At 61.4% G+C, this 19094-nt stretch carries 19 protein-coding genes; 16 read left to right on the top strand and 3 right to left on the bottom strand.

All coding sequences use genetic code 11. The features are described 5' to 3' along the window. The first annotated feature begins 18 nt into the window (after nt 1–18). From FJ419_RS10955 to FJ419_RS10890, 13 genes are all read left to right on the top strand, one after another. Nucleotides 19–675 (top strand): cytochrome c3 family protein, encoded by a 657-nt coding sequence (locus FJ419_RS10955; protein WP_140691330.1) that lies wholly within the window; start codon nt 19–21, stop codon nt 673–675. Next, on the top strand, nt 659–3631 hold the full coding sequence (locus FJ419_RS10950; RefSeq protein WP_140691327.1) for a TAT-variant-translocated molybdopterin oxidoreductase: 2973 nt from the start codon (nt 659–661) through the stop codon (nt 3629–3631). The genes FJ419_RS10955 and FJ419_RS10950 overlap by 17 nt, the downstream gene beginning before the upstream one ends. Beyond that, entirely contained in the window at nt 3624–4982 is a 1359-nt protein-coding gene (gene nrfD, locus FJ419_RS10945; RefSeq protein WP_140691324.1) for an NrfD/PsrC family molybdoenzyme membrane anchor subunit, read from the top strand. The genes FJ419_RS10950 and nrfD overlap by 8 nt, the downstream gene beginning before the upstream one ends. Continuing rightward, nucleotides 4979–5506, top strand: coding sequence for a DUF3341 domain-containing protein (locus tag FJ419_RS10940; protein ID WP_140691321.1), 528 nt, complete (start codon nt 4979–4981; stop codon nt 5504–5506). Before nrfD ends, FJ419_RS10940 begins: the two co-directional genes overlap by 4 nt. Beyond that, nucleotides 5503–6045 carry a cytochrome c gene (locus FJ419_RS10935; protein WP_140691318.1) on the top strand — a complete coding sequence of 181 codons (543 nt, stop codon included), beginning with the start codon at nt 5503–5505 and terminating at the stop codon, nt 6043–6045. Before FJ419_RS10940 ends, FJ419_RS10935 begins: the two co-directional genes overlap by 4 nt. Continuing rightward, a complete protein-coding gene (locus FJ419_RS10930; RefSeq protein ID WP_140691315.1) occupies nt 6042–7157 on the top strand; it encodes a hypothetical protein in 1116 nt (371 codons plus the stop codon). The genes FJ419_RS10935 and FJ419_RS10930 overlap by 4 nt, the downstream gene beginning before the upstream one ends. Then, a complete protein-coding gene (locus FJ419_RS10925) occupies nt 7150–7593 on the top strand; it encodes a hypothetical protein (protein ID WP_140691312.1) in 444 nt (147 codons plus the stop codon). The genes FJ419_RS10930 and FJ419_RS10925 overlap by 8 nt, the downstream gene beginning before the upstream one ends. 8 nt (nt 7594–7601) lie before the next feature. Next, nucleotides 7602–8342: an SCO family protein gene (locus tag FJ419_RS10920; RefSeq protein ID WP_181170668.1), complete on the top strand. Its 741-nt coding sequence runs from the start codon at nt 7602–7604 to the stop codon at nt 8340–8342. Continuing rightward, entirely contained in the window at nt 8339–9292 is a 954-nt protein-coding gene (gene coxB, locus FJ419_RS10915; RefSeq protein WP_140691306.1) for a cytochrome c oxidase subunit II, read from the top strand. Before FJ419_RS10920 ends, coxB begins: the two co-directional genes overlap by 4 nt. Beyond that, nucleotides 9289–10932, top strand: a complete 1644-nt coding sequence (ctaD, locus tag FJ419_RS10910) for a cytochrome c oxidase subunit I (RefSeq protein WP_140691303.1) — start codon at nt 9289–9291, stop codon at nt 10930–10932. The genes coxB and ctaD overlap by 4 nt, the downstream gene beginning before the upstream one ends. Beyond that, complete coding sequence (locus tag FJ419_RS10905) at nt 10929–11558, top strand: cytochrome c oxidase subunit 3 (protein WP_140691300.1); 630 nt, start codon at nt 10929–10931, stop codon at nt 11556–11558. Before ctaD ends, FJ419_RS10905 begins: the two co-directional genes overlap by 4 nt. Continuing rightward, on the top strand, nt 11555–11803 hold the full coding sequence (locus FJ419_RS10900; RefSeq protein ID WP_140691297.1) for a cytochrome C oxidase subunit IV family protein: 249 nt from the start codon (nt 11555–11557) through the stop codon (nt 11801–11803). Before FJ419_RS10905 ends, FJ419_RS10900 begins: the two co-directional genes overlap by 4 nt. A 781-nt stretch (nt 11804–12584) precedes the next feature. Continuing rightward, nucleotides 12585–12956, top strand: coding sequence for a hypothetical protein (locus FJ419_RS10890; protein ID WP_140691294.1), 372 nt, complete (start codon nt 12585–12587; stop codon nt 12954–12956). A gap of 82 nt (nt 12957–13038) precedes the next feature. Here the strand turns inward: FJ419_RS10890 and FJ419_RS10885 are convergent, their stop codons facing one another. Further along, entirely contained in the window at nt 13039–13848 is an 810-nt protein-coding gene (locus FJ419_RS10885; RefSeq protein WP_246679178.1) for a hypothetical protein, read from the bottom strand. Here FJ419_RS10885 and FJ419_RS10880 point away from each other — a divergent pair. Beyond that, a complete protein-coding gene (locus FJ419_RS10880) occupies nt 13847–14206 on the top strand; it encodes a hypothetical protein (RefSeq protein ID WP_140691290.1) in 360 nt (119 codons plus the stop codon). The genes FJ419_RS10885 and FJ419_RS10880 overlap by 2 nt on opposite strands. Nucleotides 14207–14328: 122 nt before the next feature. On the opposite strand, the gene FJ419_RS10875 is transcribed toward FJ419_RS10880, so the two are convergent. Together FJ419_RS10875 and FJ419_RS10870 are read right to left on the bottom strand one after the other, a co-directional pair. Then, nucleotides 14329–15810 carry a calcium-binding protein gene (locus tag FJ419_RS10875; protein ID WP_140691277.1) on the bottom strand — a complete coding sequence of 494 codons (1482 nt, stop codon included), beginning with the start codon at nt 15808–15810 and terminating at the stop codon, nt 14329–14331. 182 nt (nt 15811–15992) lie between these two features. Further along, complete coding sequence (locus tag FJ419_RS10870) at nt 15993–16436, bottom strand: hypothetical protein (protein ID WP_140691263.1); 444 nt, start codon at nt 16434–16436, stop codon at nt 15993–15995. Nucleotides 16437–16634: 198 nt separating this feature from the next. On the opposite strand from FJ419_RS10870, the gene FJ419_RS10865 reads away from it, so the two are divergent. Continuing rightward, on the top strand, nt 16635–17843 hold the full coding sequence (locus tag FJ419_RS10865) for a glycosyltransferase (RefSeq protein ID WP_140691252.1): 1209 nt from the start codon (nt 16635–16637) through the stop codon (nt 17841–17843). Beyond that, complete coding sequence (locus FJ419_RS10860) at nt 17840–19093, top strand: polymerase (RefSeq protein ID WP_140691247.1); 1254 nt, start codon at nt 17840–17842, stop codon at nt 19091–19093. The genes FJ419_RS10865 and FJ419_RS10860 overlap by 4 nt, the downstream gene beginning before the upstream one ends. Nucleotide 19094: the final 1 nt, after the last annotated feature.

The following is a 19094-nucleotide window of genomic DNA, read 5'->3' as shown; positions in this document are numbered from 1 at the left end:
AGCAGAATCGGCGAGGGGATGCCGCAAATCTTCTCGAAACACGCCAATGGCGTTGCGCGCTTTGTCATCTGGGGAAGTTTTGCCGTTCTGCTGATCGCCGCCGCGATCGGGACAATCCTTCCCCGTTCGGACCTGGTTACGGGAGTAGGTGAGCCATTGGCGCAGCCGGTGCCGTTCAGTCACAAGCACCATGTCGGCCAGCTCGGCATCGACTGCCGCTATTGCCACAATGGCGTCGAGACCTCGTCTTCGGCGGGTTTGCCGGCGACCGAAGTTTGCATGACCTGCCATTCGCAGCTTTTCACCAATGCCGACATGCTGGCACCGGTCCGCGCAAGCCTGGCTGGCGGCAAGCCGATCGAATGGCAGCGCGTCAACAGCGTGCCCGATTTCGTCTTCTTCAATCATGCGATCCACATCAACAAAGGTGTCGCCTGCGAGACCTGTCATGGCGAGGTCGACGAGATGCCGCTGACGATGCGGGCGCGCACACTGAGCATGGAGTGGTGCCTCGGCTGCCATCGCAATCCGGAGCCGAATTTACGTCCCCCGCAGGACGTGTTCCTGATGCACTGGCAGCCGCCTGCCGACATCGATGAGATCAGGCGGCAGCTGATCAGCATGCTCGACATCCATCCCGAGACGATGACGGATTGCTATGTCTGCCATCGCTGACAGGCCTGGTTCCGCCATCGACATCGAGGCTCTGCGCAAGCGGCTGGCGCATGGTGGCGAAATATGGCGCAGCCTCGACGAGATCGCCGGCACCGCCGAATTCCGCCGCTTCGTCGAGGCCGAGTTCCCGGCGATCGCGGAACGCCTGCCGGCAAAGCCGAACCGGCGCACGCTGCTGAAGCTGATGGGGGCCTCGCTGTCGCTTGCCGGGCTGGCCGCCTGCAGCAGGGCGGAAAACATCGTGCCCTATGTGCGCCAGCCGGAAATCCTGGTCCCGGGCAAGCCTGTCTACTATGCGACGACGCTGTCGAGCGACGGCTTCGGTATCGGCGCCATCGTCGAAAGCCATGAAGGGCGGCCGACCAAGATCGAAGGCAACCTGGATCATCCGGCCTCGCGCGGCGCCACCGACGCGGTGATGCAGGCAGCGGTGCTGACGCTGTTCGACCCCGACCGTTCACGCACGCCGCTCAAGGATGGCCAGCCGGCATCGTATGGTGATTTCCTGAAGGCAATGGCGGGGCTCGTTTCGCGATGGACGGCATCGCAAGGGCAGGGCGGGGCCTTGCTGGTTGAAGCGACCACCTCGCCGACGCTCGCGGCGCAGCTGGATGCGCTGCGGACACGCTATCCGAGGCTGAAACTCTATCGCCATGATCCGTTGGCGATGCCGGCCGCGACGGAGGCGTCGCGTGCCCTGTTCGGGTCGGCGCTGACGCCGGTCTATCGCTTTGATCGTGCCGAAACGATCGTCAGCCTCGACGCCGATTTCCTCGGCGAAGGACCGGGACGGCTCGCCTATGCGCGCGACTTTGCTGCGCGGCGACGTGTACGCGATCCGTCCGACCGGATGAGCCGGCTTTATGCGGTGGAGTCGACGCCGACAATCACTGGAGCCGCCGCCGATCACCGGCTTGCGATCAAGCCAAGCTACGTCGAAGTCGTGGCTGCCGGATTGAACGCGGCGTCGACCGGCCAAACCGGAGCTTCCGGCTCGCCGGTCGACCCGGCGTGGATGGCCGCGCTGGTCGACGACCTGGAAGCGGCCGGCCGCAACGGCCTCGTCATCGCAGGGGCGCAGCAGAGCGCCTTCATTCAAGCGGTCGCACTTGCCGCCAATGCGAAGCTTGGCGCGCTTGGCAACACGGTCGAGCTGATCGAGCCGCCGGATGCGCTGCAGGTCGATGGCGACCTGGAGGCGATGTGCCAAGCGATTGGCCGCGAGACGATCGACACGGTCGTCGCGCTGGGCGCAAACCCGCTGCACACCGCGCCGGCAGGTCTAGATGTGCGCAAGGCGTTCTCCAGCTTGAAGCTGCTGGTCCATCACGGCCTTTATCGCGACGAGACGGCGTTCCTGGCGCATTGGCATTTACCGGCTGCGCACGAGCTCGAGAGCTGGAGCGACATCCGCGCCTATGACGGCACTGCCTCGCTGGTGCAGCCGCTGATCAAGCCGCTCTATGACGGCAAGACCGTACACGAGCTTCTTGCCGCGCTTGGCGGCGAGTTCGAGGCCGATCCGCTTTTGCTTATCCGGCAGCACTGGACGCAGCTCGATGATGATGCCTGGAGAAAGGCCCTGCGCGACGGCGTCGTGGCGAACAGTGGTGTCGAGCCGGTATCCGTCACAGTGCCGCCGGACCTGGCAGGACTGAAGCCGGCAGCAGAGGCAGGCAACGGCATCGATATCCGCTTCGTTGCGGATCCCTGGTTGCGCGACGGCCGTTTCGCCAACGCCTCATGGCTGCAGGAACTGCCGCGACCCTTGACGAAGATTGTGTGGGGCAACGCCGCGCTCGTCTCGCCCGCCACCGCCGAGCAGCTGAAGGTCGGAAATGGCGAGGTCGTCAATGTCGCTTCCAATGGGGCGGATGTCGATGCACCTGCCTGGATCGTGCCCGGTCACCCGGACGAGACGATAACGCTATCCTTCGGTTTCGGGCGAAAGCTAGGTTCCGTTGCTGCGCTATCGCAAGGCTACGACGCCTTCCACTTACGCCGTGGTTCGGAATGGTTTGCCACCGGCGCGGCTATCGCGCCCCGCAAGAACAGCGTGCGCGTCATCACCACGCAGCATCACCAGGCGATGGAAGGCCGCGCCATCGTGCGCCACGCGTCTCTCGATGCATTCCGACAGAACCCGGATTTCGTGCGCATGAATGCGCCGCCGGCGCCAACGGAATCGCTCTATCCCGACTGGCCTTACAATCAGGAGGCCTGGGCGATGGCGATCGACCTCTCGGCCTGCATCGGCTGCATGGCCTGCGTCTCGGCCTGCCAGGCGGAGAACAACATCGCGCCGGTCGGGCCGGAGGAATGTGAGCGCGGCCACGAGATGCATTGGCTGCGGGTCGACCGCTATTATGCCGGGCCGGTCGATGCGCCCGACACTTTCTTCCAGCCGGTGCCCTGCATGCATTGCGAGAAGGCGCCCTGCGAGGTCGTCTGCCCGGTCAACGCCACCGTGCACACGCATGATGGACTGAATGCGCAGGTCTATAACCGCTGCATCGGCACGCGCTACTGCTCGCAGAATTGCCCCTACAAGGTGCGGCGCTTCAACTTCCTCGATCATCAATCCTTCGACAAGGACGAGGCAGGTCCGGAGCAGGGCGTGCACAATCCGAATGTCAGCGTGCGCTCGCGCGGGGTGATGGAGAAATGCACCTATTGCGTCCAGCGCATCAGCGCCAAGCGCATCCAGGCGCAGATCGAGAACCGCGACATCGCCGATGGCGAAGTGGTCACCGCCTGTCAGCAGGCCTGCCCGACCCACGCCATCACCTTCGGCGACCGCAACAAGAAAGATGCAAAGGTCGTTCGCGAGAAAAGCGCGCCGCAGAATTACGCGCTGCTGGAGGAACTGAACACACGGCCGCGCACCACCTATCTCGGCAAGATTTCCAATCCGAACGGCAAGCTTGCCAAGCCGGGCGAGGCGACCGATGGCTGAAGCGAGCGCGAACAGCCCGGCTGTCCTGCGCGGCCGTCACGATTTTCCCGAGATCAGCGGGCGCATCGGCTCGATTGTGCTCAGCGGCCGCCTGCCGCGCCATTTCTGGACTGCGTTCTTGCTCTGCTTCCTGCTGGTTTTGCTGCTGCTCTATTCGATCACTTATCTCATCGCGGTCGGCGTCGGCGGCCTCGGCATCAACATGCCGGTGGTCTGGGGCACGATGATCTCCAATTTCGTCTGGTGGATCGGCATCGGTCATGCCGGCACGCTGATCTCGGCGGTGCTGTTGCTGCTGCGCCAACCCTGGCGCGCCTCGATCAACCGCTTCGCCGAGGCCATGACGCTGTTTGCCGTCGCCATGGCCGGCCTGTTTCCCATCCTGCATCTTGGGCGACCATGGTTCTTCTACTGGCTGGTGCCGCTGCCCAATGTGCATATGCACTGGCCGCAATGGCGCAGCCCGCTGGTCTGGGACTTCGCGGCGATCGCCACCTACGCGACCGTCTCGCTGCTGTTCTGGTACATGGGGCTGCTGCCCGACCTGGCGGTGCTGCGCGACCGCGCCAGGTCGAGACCGGCGCAGCTCTTCTACGGCATATTGGCGCTCGGCTGGCGCGGCTCGGCCTATCATTGGGCGCGCTACCAGGTCGTCTATTTCCTGCTCGCGGCTTTGGCCACGCCGCTGGTCGTCTCGGTGCATTCGATCGTCTCGCTCGATTTCACCTTCGCGATCACGCCCGGCTATCACTCGACGATCTTCCCGCCCTATTTCGTCGCCGGCGCGCTGCTCTCCGGCTTCGCCATGGTGCTCACCATCGCCATCCCATTGCGGTGGGCCTTCTCGGTCAAGGACCTGATCACGCTCCGGCACATGGACAATGCCGCCAAGCTGATGATCGCCGCCGGCATGGTCGTCGCCTATGGCTATGTCTCGGAAGCATTCTTCGCCTGGTATTCGGGCGAGCCTTACGAACGCACCATGATGGCGCAGCGCGCGCTGGGTCCCTATGCGCCGCTGTTCTGGATAATGCTGAGCCTGAACTGCGGCGTGCTGCAATTGCTGTGGTTCAGACGCATCCGCCGCAACATGCCGCTGCTGTTCGCGATCGCCGTCGCCATCAATGTCGGCATGTGGATCGAACGCTACATCATCGTCGTGACGGGGCCGAGCCGCGACTACCTGCCGTCTGCCTGGGGCGAGCAGTCGCTGGCCTGGCTCGATTTCGGCATCCTGTTCGGCTCGATCGGCACCTTCTTCGCGCTCGTCTTCCTGTTCATCCGCATCCTGCCGGCGATCACCATCTTCGAGGTCGAGGAACTGGCCGAAGAGGAGGGCAAGATCCGATGAGCCTCTACGGCCTCATGGCGGTGTTTGCCGGTCCCGAAGCGCTCATCGCGGCGGCGCGCGGCATGCGCGAGCGCGGCTATCGGCGCATGGATGCGTTCTCGCCGTTTCCGATGAAGGAACTGGAACGGATATTGGAGATCCCGAAGACGCGCCTGCCCTGGGCCGTGCTCGCCGGCGGCATTGCCGGCGCCGTTCTCGTCTATGCGCTGATCTGGTACTCTGTCGAAATCGATTATCCCATCAATGTCGGTGGCCGGCCGCTGCATTCCTGGCCGCCTTTCGTCATCATCGCCTTCGAGGCCGGCATTCTCGGCGCCGCCTTCGCGGGCTTCCTGGGCGTGCTCGCGGCCAATGGGCTGCCCCGCTATCACCATCCGGTCTTCAACGCCGGGAGCTTCAGCTACGCGCGCGGCGGCAAGTTCTATCTGCTGATCGAAGCGGCCGATCCCAAATACCGCAAGGGCGTGACCAGGGGCCAGCTGACGCGGCTCGGCGCCGAGATGGTCGAGGAGGTCGAGGCGTGAGCCGCCTCGGCCTCACGCTCATGCTCGGTGCGCTGGCCGTCGCCGGCTGCCGGCAGGATATGGAGGACCAGCCGCGCTATGATCCGCTGGAGGCCAGCAACCAGTTCGCCGACGGCATGTCGGCGCGGACCCCTGTTATAGGAACGGTGGCGCGCGACGCCGATCTGACGCCGGTCCCGGACAAAATCCCTTATCCGATCACGATCGAGCTGCTGCAGCGCGGGCAGCAGCGTTTCGACATCTTCTGCTCGCCCTGTCACGGCCGCACTGGCGATGGTCACGGCATGATCGTCCAGCGCGGCTTTCCGGCGCCGCCGAGCTACCACCAGGAAGCGCTGCGCAAGGCCTCGGACCGTCACTTCTACGACGTCGTCACCAACGGCTACGGCGCCATGTATTCTTATGCGGCCAGGGTGCCGCCGCAGGACCGCTGGGCGATCGTCGCCTATATCCGCGCTCTGCAATATTCGCGCGACGCTCCAGTCGCCGAGCTTCCGCAAAGCATGCGCGCGCGGCTCGAAGCGGAGGTCTCGCCATGAGCCGCCTCGAGCAGGGTTTTGCGGTCGTCGGCGTCGGGGGATTTGTCTTCTGCGCTTTGGGCGCATCGCTCGATGCCAAAGCGATGCTGGGCGCCTGGCTCGCGGCAGCTATCTTCGCGCTCAGCCTGCCGCTCGGCGCGCTGACCATATTGATGGTGCACGGATTGACGGGTGGGCGCTGGGGAGAAGCGGTCCGCCAGCCGCTCCGCACCATGACGGCCCTGCTGCCGCTGGCGTTGGTGTCCCTCGTGCCTGTCCTGATAAGGCTCGACCTCGTCTTTCCGTGGGCCGGCGCCGACACAGCGAACCTGCCGGAGACCGTCCGTGAAAAGCTTGCCTATCTCAACCTGCCGTTCTTCCTGCTGCGCTTTGCGGTTTGCGCAGCGATCTGGCTGGTCCTTATCTGGACAGTGCTCGGCACAACCGAGGTCCCGGCCAATTCGAATGAACACAACGGCAGGAAATTCGCCCTTGGCCTCGTTCTCCACGCGCTTGCCGTCAGCGTCTTTGCCATCGACTGGATGCTTTCGATCGAGCCGGAATTCACCTCGACCATCTACGCGCTTTGTGAAGCCGCCGCCGAGGTTGTCGGAGCTTTCGCCCTGGCGATCCTGGTGCTGGCGGCAAGGCGGGCGGTGGAGGTCATGCCCGGAGGCGAGGAAGATGTCGCGCTCAGCGAGGATCTTGCCAACATGCTGCTCGGCTTCGTACTGGCCTGGATCTACCTCATGTTCATGCAGTGGGTCGTCGTCTGGGGCGGCGACTTGCCCGACGAGATCCGCTGGTATGGCGTGCGCTCAACGAGCGGCTGGCTATATCTTCTTTGGCTGCTGATTGCCTTGCACGTCGCGGCTTTCGCAGGCCTGCTCAGCCGCAGGCTGAAGCGCAGCCATCGCGGCCTTGTCGGGCTCGCCGCTGTCGCTCTGGCCGGCCATTTCATCGACGTGTTCTGGCGAATCCGGCCACCGCTCTTTGCCGGCGGCCCGCTGGCGTTGTGGCATGATGCGGCCGCTTGGATGGGATTGGGCGGGCTGTGGCTCGCGCTGTTCCTTTTCCTGCTCCGCCGGCCGGACAGGATCGTCTGGTGGAAACGGGAGGTCGCCCATGGCTAAGGCGCACCGTCATCCCGAGACGCGCGATGTTCAGCCGCGGGTGCTGCTTGCCTTCGGCGGCGGGCTGTTGCTGTTCACTGCTTTAGCCGCGATCGGCGTGAAGCTCATCTTCAACACAGCGCCGACCTGGTTGCCGCCGCCAGCCAATGTCAGTCCCGAAAGCCCTGATCTGCAGACCGCGCCAAGGCAGGATCTGACCGCGTTCCGCGCCGAAGAGGATCGCCAGCTCAAGACGCTTGGCTGGGTCGATCGCAACGCCGGCATCGCCCGCATTCCGATCGATGACGCCATGTGGGCGGTGGTCAGCCACGGCCTGCCGGATTGGTTTCAGGCGGAGGGCGCAGCCGCGCGACCTGGCGATTGCGCCCTGCTCACGGCGGTTCCCCGTGCGCCGCAGGCCCAGAATTGCCAACAGCAGCGCGGGGCAGGGCGATGAGAAGCTTGTTGGCCGCGCTTTGTCTGTTCGTTGCCGGCACGGCCTTTGCCGCCGAACGACCGAGCTTCGATCCGAAGCTCGGCGCGCAGCTCAGCCTTGAGCGAGAATTGGTCGATACAAGCGGCCGGAAGCTGACGCTTGGCGAGACGCTCGGCGGGCGCCCGGCGCTTGTCATCTTCGGCTACGATAAATGCCCGAACCTTTGCGGCGTCACCCAGCAGGCCGTCGCGTCCGACCTGAAGAAGACATCCCTTCGCCCTGCAGATTATCGCGCGTTGTTCATCTCTATCGACCCCGATGAGACCTCCGCCGACGCCGCAGCGGCGCGGGATGACATCGCTTCCGCCGCAGGCCCGGCGGGATTGTCCGCCTGGCGTTTTCTGACCAGCAGCGAGAGCGCCGGCGCGGCGCTCGCCAACGAGGCCGGGATCACTTTCGACCGGCGCAAAGACATCGATCAGTTCGTTCATCCGATCGCGGTTATCGCGCTCACACCGTCGGGCCGAATTTCACAGGTATTGCCGGCGCTGACCTTTACGCCGCGCGATCTTCAGCTTGCACTGGTCGAGGCGTCGGCCAACAAACTTGGCTCCATCGCGGATCACATCTTCCTGCTCTGCGCAGGATTCGACAGTTCGAAGGGCCAGTACACCCCAGCGATCTGGGCGGCGCTGAAAGTGGCCGGCCTGGCAACGGTGTTCGGCCTGGGAGCGACGGTGCTCTGGCAAACGCGCGGGAGGGCAAGGTGAGCTTCGGCGTTCCCTTCTTCCCACAGGAAGCCTCGTCGGAAGCCGGCTATGTCGATGCGCTGTTTTACACGCTGCTCGTTTTCTCCGCCGTTCTCGGACTGACACTTACCGGGCTCGTCGTCGGCTACGCCGTGAAATACCGCGTCGGGTCGAAGGCGGATCGCACGGGACAGCGTTCCCGCACCATGTGGCTGGAGATGAGCTGGACCGTCGCCAGCCTGATCATTGCCTTCATCTTCTTCGGCTGGGGCGCGACGCTTTTCGTTCGCCGCGATCATCCGCCGGCGGACGCGCTCGAGATCACGGGGCTGGGCAAACAATGGATGTGGGAGTTCAGGCAACCCGGCGGCCAGCGCGAGATCAACGAGTTGCACGTTCCGGTCGGCAAACCGGTTGTCGTGTCGCTCGCCTCGCAGGACGTCATCCACTCCTTTTACGTGCCGGCCTTCCGCATCAAGCAGGACGCGGTGCCTGGACGCACGACCCATATCTGGTTCATTGCCACCGAGCCCGGCCGCTACCATTTGTTCTGCGCCCAATATTGCGGCACTCAGCATTCCGAAATGGGCGGCTGGGTGACCGTGATGGCGCCCGAGCAATATGCCGCGTGGCTGAACAGCCAGGGCGAAGGCGAGACGCTTGCCGCAAGCGGCGAGAAACTGTTTCGCGCGCTGGGCTGCTCCGGCTGCCATGGCGCGAGCAGCAAGGTGAGGGCGCCGTCGCTCGACGGCATCTTCGGCCGGCCGGTGGCGCTCGACAATCAGCAGACGGTGATCGCCGACGAGCGCTATTTGCGCGACTCCATTCTCAACCCGAAGAAGGAAATCGCGGCGGGCTACGAGCCGGTCATGCCGAGCTTCGATGGCCTGATCGACGAAGGCGAGCTGCAGATGCTGCTCGCCTATCTGAAATCGCTTTCGCCACAACCTACGGCTGGAGCCAAGCCATGACCAACGCGGCGATGCAGGGTACATATCTCGGCGAAGGCAGCGGCCTGCGGGCATGGCTTCTCACCACCGACCATAAGCGCGTTGCGTGGCTCTATTTCATCTCGCTGACGGGCTTCTTCTTTCTCGGCGGCGCGATGGCGGTGCTGATGCGGATTGAACTGGCGACGCCGGCAGGCGACCTCGTCTCCGACGATGTCTACAACCGGCTGTTCTCGCTGCACGGCATCATCATGGTCTGGTTCTTCCTGGTGCCGTCGATCCCGGCGACCATGGGCAATTTCCTTTTGCCGCTGATGATCGGCGCGCGCGATCTGGCTTTCCCGCGGCTCAATCTCGCCAGCTGGTACGTCTTCATCTTCGGCAGCCTGTTCGCGCTGTTTGCAGTGGTGGCCGGCGGCGTCGATACCGGCTGGACCTTCTACACGCCGCTGTCGACGCTCTATGCCAACGGCTTCGTCTCGACCGCGGCCTTCGGCGTCTTCATCGTCGGCTTCTCGACGATCATGACCGGCATCAATTTCATCGTCACCGTGCACACGCTGCGCGCGCCGGGGCTCACCTGGTTCCGCCTGCCGATTTTCGTCTGGACGCTCTACGCCACCAGCCTGGTGATGGTGCTGGCAACCCCGGTGCTCGCCGCATCGCTGATCCTGATCGTGCTGGAGCGCGTGTTCGGCATCGGCATCTTCAATCCCGATCTCGGCGGCGATCCGCTGCTCTTCCAGCATCTCTTCTGGTTCTACTCGCACCCTGCGGTCTACATCATGATCCTGCCCGGCATGGGTGTGGTGTCGGAGGTGCTGCCCTGCTTCAGCCGCCGGCCGCTGTTCGGCTACAAGGCGGTGGCGATGTCGTCGATGGCGATCGCCGTCTTCGGCTTCCTGGTCTGGGGCCACCACATGTTCGTCAGCGGACAGTCGGCCTATGCCGGCGTGGTGTTCTCGTTCCTGTCCTTCTGCGTCGCGATCCCGTCGGCGATCAAGGTCTTCAACTGGAGCCTGACGCTGCGCAAGGGCGAGATCAGCTTCGAGACACCGATGCTTTACGCGCTGTTCTTCCTGGCGCTGTTCACCTTCGGCGGGCTGGCGGGGCTGTTCCTTGCGGCGTTGGCGGTCGACGTGCATGTCCACGACACCTACTTCGTCATCGCGCATTTCCACTACATCATGGTCGGCGGCATGGTGACGGCGTACATGGCGGGCCTGCATTTCTGGTGGCCGAAATTGACCGGCCGCATGTATTCGGAAATCGCAGGGCGTATAGCGGCGACCGTCACTTTCGTCGGCTTCAACCTGACCTTCTTCCCGCAATATGTGCTGGGTTTCGACGGCATGCCCCGGCGCTATCATACCTATCCGCCTGAGTTCCAGTTCTGGAACGTATTGTCCTCCGGCGGCGCGGTGGTGCTGGCGATCGGCTATTTGATGCCCTTGTTCTACCTCGGCTGGTCGCTGTTTCGCGGCGCTCGCGCGCCCGACAATCCGTGGAACGCCACCGGGCTCGAATGGCAGACGAGCTCGCCGCCACCGCCGCATAATTTCGAGACCATGCCGATCGTGACGCGACCGGCCTATGCCTACGACATGAAGGGGCTCGAGCACGAGCGCTTCAGCCCGCACCGGGAGGAAGCGGCGCGATGAGCGGAAGCATCGCATTCGACACGCCCCAGCGCGAACGGCGCGCCGACAATTTTGCGATGTGGGTGTTCATCGGATCCGAGGCGATGCTGTTCGGCGCGATTTTCCTGGTCTTCCTCGTCGCGCATATCGATTTCGGACCCGCTTTCGCGGCGGCTTCCAAGCATCTTTCGCTGCCGCTCGGCACCTTCAACACGGCCGTGCTGATCACCAGCAGCTTCACCATGGCATTGGCGCATATGCTTGCGCTTCATAGACGTTGGTGCCCGACAAATTGGGCGCTGGTCGCGACTGCAGCGCTGGGCGTGTGCTTCCTGATCGTGAAGGGGATCGAATACGGCAAGGAGATCAGCGAAGGACTGGCCCCGCTTCTCGGCCTGCCGTTCCGCTATGCAGGACCGGATCCCGTGCACGCCGAATTCTTCTTCGGCCTCTATTTCGCGATGACCTCGCTGCATGCGCTGCACCTGATCGGCGGCATCGTCGTCATCGCCGGCATGGTCGCGTTCTGGCGGCCCTCCAGCCCTGCCAACCGGTTGCGCCGGGTGGTGGCCGTCGGCCTCTACTGGCATTTCGTCGACATCATCTGGGTGTTCATGTTCCCCGTCCTTTACCTGATCAACCGATGAGCGAACTGCGCAAACTTACCTTCGGCTATCTCGGGCTGCTGGCGCTGCTGGCGCTGACGGTGGCTTCCTCTTTCCTCGATCTCGGCGGCTTCAATGTCGCCCTCAACCTGGCGATCGCGGCCGCCAAGGCGGTCCTGATCGCCCTGCTGTTCATGCATCTGACAGGCACGTTGCCGCGGCTCGCCGTCGCGGCAGCCGGGCTTTGGCTCGTCATCCTTTTCGGGCTGACGCTGATCGGGCGATAGGAAAGCGGCATCAATCGCCAGCGGGCACGTCGATTGGGACTGAAGTCCTGTCATCAAGGCGCAACAGGCCCAGCATTAACATGTGATCTTGCTCATAGTCTTCGGGCAGCATGATTGCGAATGAGGGACACGTCATTGGAGGTGAGCGATGCCCCTGTCCGCGGCGCTGAATGATGCCGACTTGGAATTCAAGTGCTTGGAATGTGACCATGCCTTCAAAAGGAAAGGGTCGTGGTTCAAGGTGATCTCGACCTTCAAATGTGAGGGCTGCGGAGCTGCGAACCGCATCGGGTATGCCGACAAATTGGCGTTGTTCGAAAAGCACTCAGCACCGTTTGGCTGATCGCAAGCCTGACCGCGAAAGGCGGCCCGACAACTCGCCTGCAGGAGTGGCGTTGGTTGAACCGCCGCGCCTCGTCAACCTCCGGAGAAATCGGCCCGGTATTTCGTATTCGCTGTTCAATAAGCGAGCGGCCCGGCACGAGAACGGGGGAGCCCACGGGCCGAGCCTGACCGGCGGGGGCACGGACTAGATACAGGGCACCGGCTGATGCTGTTGTAACAAATCTCAATGGAGCCTCCGCCGTGCGAACGAAGGACCACTCATACGGATTGTCGCGAACTTCCGTAGAGCGGCCCGGCCGCGCTGAGCATCACCCCTGACACAGTTATTGCAAATTGCATCGCGACGGCATCTGTGCGAAAAATTGCAACTTATCCCTCGCTTGAATGAAACATTTGTCGCCGATACCCCGTATGCAAAGGAAGCAGGGGGTAAAATATGCTGCACGAAGCCAACGGAGACTGCGCGCTAAATCTGAGCGAAGACGAAGCGCGCCTTGCTGAACGCTACCGCTTTCTTTGCGGCCAGCACGATGGGCTTTCCAGATGCGGCATAGCAGCCTGGGTCGGCGCGCTCGCAGGCGGTGTGTTTATCGTCTCGGCGATATTCTTTGGTGGCGGAGAACAGGGCGATCCTCTCTTCATATTCGGCATTGGCGTATGTTGTCTTCTTGCTGGCGGTGTCCTTTGGTTCCATGGGCGCCAAGCTGAGAAGCGTCGCTGGCAAGAGAAGAGATCAATCGTCCATAAGTTTCGCAGCCGAGGACTCGGCATACAGCTGAACGGCCAAGTTCATCGTCTGTTCGGCTAGGCGTTGAATGGCTTATGCGCAGCAATGAGGATCTGCGTTCTGCACAGCTGGGCTACCTTCGGTAAAATGATCGCGGCGGTTGCTACTGCGCCGTGTTGTGCGCTTTGAACGCCAAGCGAAGTTCGAGCGCCTCAGGGCTGGCGCTGCCTAGCTTGGTATCTCCGTTCTGCGAACCCCAGGCATAGGCAAAGTCGAATACAGGAGCCGGAGAGTAGGTGGCCCAGCGCGCGAATATCTGCTTCGCCTGGTCCGGTGTCGGCAGTACATAGACGTCCGCAGCCGCTCCGGTACGGGTCTTCCAATTGCCGCCGCCGAAGGCCTGGTATACAGGCACAATCCTGTCGAGAGGGATGCCAGCGGCAACGGCTGCCTCGACCGTTCGATCGATGAAGTCCAAATCGAAAGCTTTGCCGCGGACCGGATATGGGTCCAGGCCGAAAAGATCAATCCCCGTGTTGGCGGGATTAAAGGTATTCATGAAGGCGGGGGCTTCGAAAGACCCCATGTCCATCAAAGTAACAAATGTAACTGCCCCGGGGACATTGGCTCTGATCCACTCGGCCTCCGCCTTCAGGGCCGCCGGACTAACTGCTGGAGAATGGTATTTGCCGGTGATGTCCGGCTCATCGCAGAGGCGAAAACCGAACAGCCGCGGATTGCCGATAAATGGCTTCACCTTGGCAATGAAACGCGGCGTCACGCCGCTGGATTCATTCAGCCATATCAGCCCCTTCATCCTTGGCGGCAAGGCATTGAGTTGCTCTACGGATTGTACATCGGCGAGGTCGAAGCCCGCGCTCGCGATAGCAATGCCCGAGCCGCCGGAGGTGTAGTGAAGCGTCTTGCCGCTTCCACCCGCAGACAGCACCAATTGGCTGCAGATCAGCATCATGAGCAACGCCGATATGCGCAGATTGCCGATGCGTATGAACTTTGGCGACCAAGCTGGCGGCGCGATGGGTTCCGATTTGATGGGTTGCGCGGCTCGAACCGCTGCGCCATACCCGCACGCTGAACTCGTTGGCATGCTCCAACTATCCACCAAATCGCCCCGCATCGTTCTCCTTTTAGGACGTACGGAAAAATTCGGCTTCATCTGTTCGATCGATGGACCAGCTTCGAGGCGGAGGTGGTGCCAAGCCAGTCATCTATGCGTGCCGATCCAGATGCTGGCTATTTTCACCGCCGCCTTCAGGGGCGGCGACGTCGACCGGTCGCGCAATCTGACGAAGTCGGTGACGGTGAAGTAGGCATTACCGGCGAACATTGTCGCCGGTAATGCCCTGCTTTGCGGAGCTTGGAGGCTCCTATCGACGGCAATCTTATGGCGGGTACGAGCCTGCGCTAGACCGCCATGAAGAGTATGCCCGCCTTAGACCACGGCGAACGAACTCGCCGTAACCGCAAGATGCGGGGAAAGGGCGGCGAATTGAATCTGAGCTGCGCCGCCTGCGCCGTCACTGTCAAAGTAGAGCGCTCCGGTCGTGCTGTTGTAGACGATATGATCGGTGCTGTCGTGAGCGGCGGTACCGGTATGGAAAGCACTGCTTGCGAGCGCCCCAACGCTGAGCCCTTTGAAGATAGCGTCATCCAGTTGGATCTTGTCCACAGACGGGCTGAAGTCGGTAACCGTGGCAACATTGCTCTTGCCGAGGGCGGTATTGAAAACAAAGGTATCGTGGCCGCCATTGCCGGTCAGCCAATCGCCGCCGCCACCGCTCTTTATGACATTGTCGCCGGCATTCCCGATGATGTGCTGACGCAATTCGTTGCCGGTCAAGTTGATTGCCGTTGTGCCGGCGTCCTTCTGGGTGCCGAGGACTTCAATCGACTGGCCGGCAGCAAGCGCATAACTCACCGACGTCCACACCCTGTCCTGGCCCTGGCCAGCGACCTCGACCACCTTGCTGGCGGCATTGTTGACATAGTAGTCGTCATTGCCCCCATAGCCCGCCATCGTGTGTGCGGCGTTGTCGGCCGGGCGTAAAACGTCATTGCCGCTGGTGCCTTTTATGTCGGCGATCGGGGCCGTGACGGGAGGTGGCGTTGTCGTGCCGGTACTGGTGCCAGTGCTACTACCAGTACTGGTGCCAGTGTTGGTGCTGGTGCTGGTGCTGGTGTGGGTGTTGTGATCCAGGAAAAACGCCTGCATTGACGATGTGTTGCCAAGCGAGGTCTCGCCATTCTGCGAGGACCACTTATAGGCCATGTCAAAGGCTGGCGACGGAACGAGCTTTGCCCAATGGTCCATGATGGTCTGTTCCTGGGCGGTGGTAGGCATCACATAAGACCCGCCCGTATTGGTCGACCACCCGCCGCCGCCAAACGTCTGGAACACAGGAATGATCGCACTCTGCGGAATGCCCGCCTTCTCCGCCGCAGCGACGGCTCTGTCGATGTAGTTGAAGTCGACCGCGGTCGAGCGCACGGGGTAGGGATCGAGCCCGTAATAGTCTATTCCCGTGTTGGCGGGATTGTACGTGTTGGTGTAATCGGAGGCCGTGAACGACCCCATGTCCATCAGCGTAATGAAGGTTTTCGCACCCGGGAAATGGGAGTGAATCCAGTCGGATTCGGCCTTCAGATTCGCAGCGCTGACCTGTGTATGATATTTGCCCGTGGGGTCGGGCTCGTCCGTGAGATAAAAGCCAAAAACCTTGGAATTGCCGAGGAGGGGCGTCACCTTGTCTATGAAAGACTGGGTCACCCCGCTGCTTTCGTTGAGATATATCAAAGCCTTGGTGCCGTTAGGCAGCGCGTTGACCGACGACGCGTACTGAAGGTCGATCAAGTTGAAGCCATCAGCTATGGCGCCGGAGGCGGGGGCGCCATAGGCGTAATGCATGGTAGCCATGCGAACATCCTTCTTCTGATTGATAAGCGCCCCACTCCCTGCCTAACCGAGAGGGTACATTAGCGCCAAATCAAATACGGAAATACGTTGATAGAATGATTGATCGACGAGTTTAGCAGCACCAAAAACGCCTAATCTTACAGTGATTTGCATCGAATTTCGGTGTTTGATGATGCATCAAATTAGCCGGGGATATCACGATTCCGTTGTTCAACCTTCAGGCCACAAAGACCGACGATGCGGTGATCGAAACGCTGCTGGAACCAAAACAACCCGATACCGATAGAATCATTGATGCTGGGCACAGAACACAGCAATAAGGAAACGGTTGTCAGGATCAATTCCCGGATTTTTGGGAAAACTTGAAATTTTCTCGGGTATGACCAGTGCGAGGCACTCCCTTTTTCTAAGCGAAGGAAACTTCGCTTGAGTGCTCTCTTCCTGTAGGCATTTTGCTGGGAATGTATCTTCGTCGATAGCTCGTCAGGTCCAGGGTTTCTACGATCAGCCGCGTTCGCCGAACTTGGACTTGAGGAACGGTTGAACCGACGCAACTCAAGCTGAGATCTTGTCACCGGCTCAGAGGCAGCCGAGCCTCGAATCCCCTCGCCGAAATGGACATTCAATTCGCGCTCCGACGCAGCCGCGCGCACCCTGAGATCGGTCCGCTCATTCAAACGGACGAGGACATTGGGCAAGCCTGCCCGTACCGTGAACCTTGGCGCAAAACATGTATCTGAGTAGCGAACCAGGATCATGGAAGCACGAAGAAATGCTGACCAGTGCACGCGACCCCAGTCGGACGGGCGGTCGGGGGAGACAGCATGAATCCGCATCTTGTGTGTGTTGGAGGCGAGGACCACGCCTTCAGGATTCCGTTTCTGCTGTCGCTGCGTCAGAAGGGCTTCCAAGTCACTGCGGTGTCGAGCGGTCCGGACACAGCATTCTCGCAGCACGACATTCCGCATCGACGTTACGGCTTCGACCGATTTTCCAGCGGGAGTGGAGGCGCCGTAAGGACGATCAGAAGACTGATCTCGGACCTGCACCCGGACATTGTACAGAGCTTTGATACCAAGCCTAATCTCTTGACGCCGTTGGCGATAAGGGGGGCCGTTCCGGTCATCCGAACCATCAATGGTCTTGGCTGGACGTTTTCTTCTCGTGAGCCGAGGGCTATGGCGCTGCGCCCGATCTTCTCGGGACTGCAGTGGCTTTCGTCGCGCTGGACGGCTGCCACGGTTTTCCAAAATCGTGATGACAAGGCGTTCTTCGAGCGCTACCGGCTCATCGGGCGCGGGACTGGTCACCTGATCTGCAGTTCCGGCATCGACATCGACGGCTTTATCAGGGCCAGACAGAGCGCTCCGCCATCGCAGGCGATGCGCGAGCAGCTTGGGCTGTCATCGGCTGAAGTGATAATTTTCGTCGGCCGGCTGACGCGCGAGAAGGGCATCCCAACGCTGCTTAAGGCAGTACCCCGCGTTCTTGAGAAAAGGCCGAATGCGCGTTTCGTGCTTGTCGGTCCATGGGAATCCGAGGGGCCGTTCGCCGTCGACAAATCGCAAATCGAACGCCATTCCCCTCATGTCATTGCCCTGGGTTCACGGCGCGATGTTCCTGCCCTTCTTGGCATGGCGGATTTGTTTGCCTTTCCGACACAATATCGGGAAGGAGTGCCACGCGTCCTGCTCGAGGCGGGATTGGCTGGGCTGCCTATCGTGGCGTCAGATATGCCGGGCTGCAACGAAGTGGTCCAGCCCGGCTGGAACGGATACCTGGTTCCGCCTGGCGATGCCGAGGCATTTGCTTCCAGGATAAATCAAGTCTTGGCCGACCGCCCCGCCGGGGCGGCCATGGGCGCTCGTTCCATCGAATTCGTCAAGCAGCATTTCGCGCTGCCGCTGGTGGTCGCCCAGTATTGCGATCTTTACCGGCATATTCTTGATGCCAAAGCCCTTGGCGCCTCAGTTCAGGCCCCGCAGACCGAAAAGAATGCCGCATTTGGTCCGTTGGGCGAGGTGCGCCAATGATCCGAGACGTCCTGTTGGCCGGCGGCGTTGCAATGGCTTATGCATCGCAACTCGAAATTCCAGGGGCGCCGTTCGGAATCAGCGAATTGTTGCTGGCGGTTTGGATACTGATTTCGATTGGCCGCGTACTTGCCGGTGGTCGACTTGAAGCCACGCCGGCCCTTTCGATTTTTGCCGCCTTCTGGGGGATCATGGCATTCGCTCTCGGGCTAGGCCTGATTGTCGGCATGCTTACGAGCGTTCAGTACATGGACGCGCCGGTTCACGACATGATTGCCTATCTATTGCTGGCATTCGTTACATGTCTGCTTGCGGCTGATCCTCAGGCGGATCGTCATCTGCGTCGCACCGCGTGGTGGGTGATCGTCATTGCGAACGCGTGTTTTGTTTTCCAATTGGCGCTTGGCTTCGGCTTGCTCCATCAGTCCGGAGTGAACCCTTGGTTTTGGGACAGGTTCACAGGATGGTCGGACAACCCAAACCAACTGGCTCTTTATTGCGCGCTGTTCGGTCCTCTTGCGCTGTACCTTTCAATGACAACAAGTAATATGATAGCCAGGACGTTTGGCATTGTAAGTATTGTTCTCATAATATACGTCGGAAGATTGACTAAAAGCGATACTTATCTATTGACAATAGTGATAACCGGTCTGGTTTTCCTGATGTTGCGCGTCCGGAGATGGGTCGCGGTTGGCGGAAGGGTCACTCTTGGTCGTCAAATCAGCCTTTTGCTGTTGCTTGCTTTGTTCCCCCTTGCAATCTCCGCAACACCCTATGTGCTTGCGGAAACGAGCACTGTTGAAAACTTCGCCAAGAGCCTGACCAAAGGCGAGGGTGGTGAGGCGACGGCCGAGACAGCCAGTCTGCGCATCAATATCTGGACCAATGCTCTGGGCAAGGGGTTGGGGTCTGCTTCGCTGGGCCTCGGCCCAGGACCACATGTCGACAGATCTGTCGTGACCAAGGAGTTTATCGACCTGCCTTTCGAGGCTCACAGCACATTACTGGATTTGTATACTCAAGGAGGCATTCTAGCGGTTCTCGCCCTGTTGTGGATCCTTGGCATCGCGGCCATCTCTGCCTGGCGTGCAAGGCTCGACGCTCTGGTGGCACTCGCGTTGTCGATCGGCATCTTCGGCTTCCCGCATTTGGTCATTCGCCACCCGATCGTTTGGTTCTCGATCACACTTTGCCTCGTAGCCGGGCAGCGCAAGCCTATCGGGGCAACTGCAGGAGCGAGGAGCCGTTGAT

This window comes from Mesorhizobium sp. B2-6-2 (assembly GCF_006440615.1).
Classification (GTDB): Bacteria; Pseudomonadota; Alphaproteobacteria; order Rhizobiales; family Rhizobiaceae; genus Mesorhizobium.
The sequence above is the reverse complement of the archived record's forward strand: the minus strand, read 5'-3'. Positions and strand labels throughout refer to the sequence as shown.

Excerpts from the sequence above, each read along its gene's own strand:
- FJ419_RS10875 (WP_140691277.1), bottom strand. The coding sequence starts at position 15,810 with ATGGCTACCATGCATTACGCCTATGGCGCCCCCGCCTCCGGCGCCATA.
- FJ419_RS10905 (WP_140691300.1), top strand. The coding sequence starts at position 10,929 with ATGAGCGGAAGCATCGCATTCGACACGCCCCAGCGCGAACGGCGCGCC.
- FJ419_RS10885 (WP_246679178.1), bottom strand. The coding sequence starts at position 13,848 with ATGATGCTGATCTGCAGCCAATTGGTGCTGTCTGCGGGTGGAAGCGGC.
- nrfD (WP_140691324.1), top strand. The coding sequence starts at position 3,624 with ATGGCTGAAGCGAGCGCGAACAGCCCGGCTGTCCTGCGCGGCCGTCAC.
- FJ419_RS10940 (WP_140691321.1), top strand. The coding sequence starts at position 4,979 with ATGAGCCTCTACGGCCTCATGGCGGTGTTTGCCGGTCCCGAAGCGCTC.
- FJ419_RS10880 (WP_140691290.1), top strand. The coding sequence starts at position 13,847 with ATGAGCAACGCCGATATGCGCAGATTGCCGATGCGTATGAACTTTGGC.
- FJ419_RS10925 (WP_140691312.1), top strand. The coding sequence starts at position 7,150 with ATGGCTAAGGCGCACCGTCATCCCGAGACGCGCGATGTTCAGCCGCGG.
- FJ419_RS10955 (WP_140691330.1), top strand. The coding sequence starts at position 19 with ATGCCGCAAATCTTCTCGAAACACGCCAATGGCGTTGCGCGCTTTGTC.
- FJ419_RS10890 (WP_140691294.1), top strand. The coding sequence starts at position 12,585 with ATGCTGCACGAAGCCAACGGAGACTGCGCGCTAAATCTGAGCGAAGAC.
- FJ419_RS10900 (WP_140691297.1), top strand. The coding sequence starts at position 11,555 with ATGAGCGAACTGCGCAAACTTACCTTCGGCTATCTCGGGCTGCTGGCG.
- FJ419_RS10930 (WP_140691315.1), top strand. The coding sequence starts at position 6,042 with ATGAGCCGCCTCGAGCAGGGTTTTGCGGTCGTCGGCGTCGGGGGATTT.
- FJ419_RS10865 (WP_140691252.1), top strand. The coding sequence starts at position 16,635 with ATGAATCCGCATCTTGTGTGTGTTGGAGGCGAGGACCACGCCTTCAGG.
- ctaD (WP_140691303.1), top strand. The coding sequence starts at position 9,289 with ATGACCAACGCGGCGATGCAGGGTACATATCTCGGCGAAGGCAGCGGC.
- FJ419_RS10950 (WP_140691327.1), top strand. The coding sequence starts at position 659 with ATGTCTGCCATCGCTGACAGGCCTGGTTCCGCCATCGACATCGAGGCT.
- FJ419_RS10860 (WP_140691247.1), top strand. The coding sequence starts at position 17,840 with ATGATCCGAGACGTCCTGTTGGCCGGCGGCGTTGCAATGGCTTATGCA.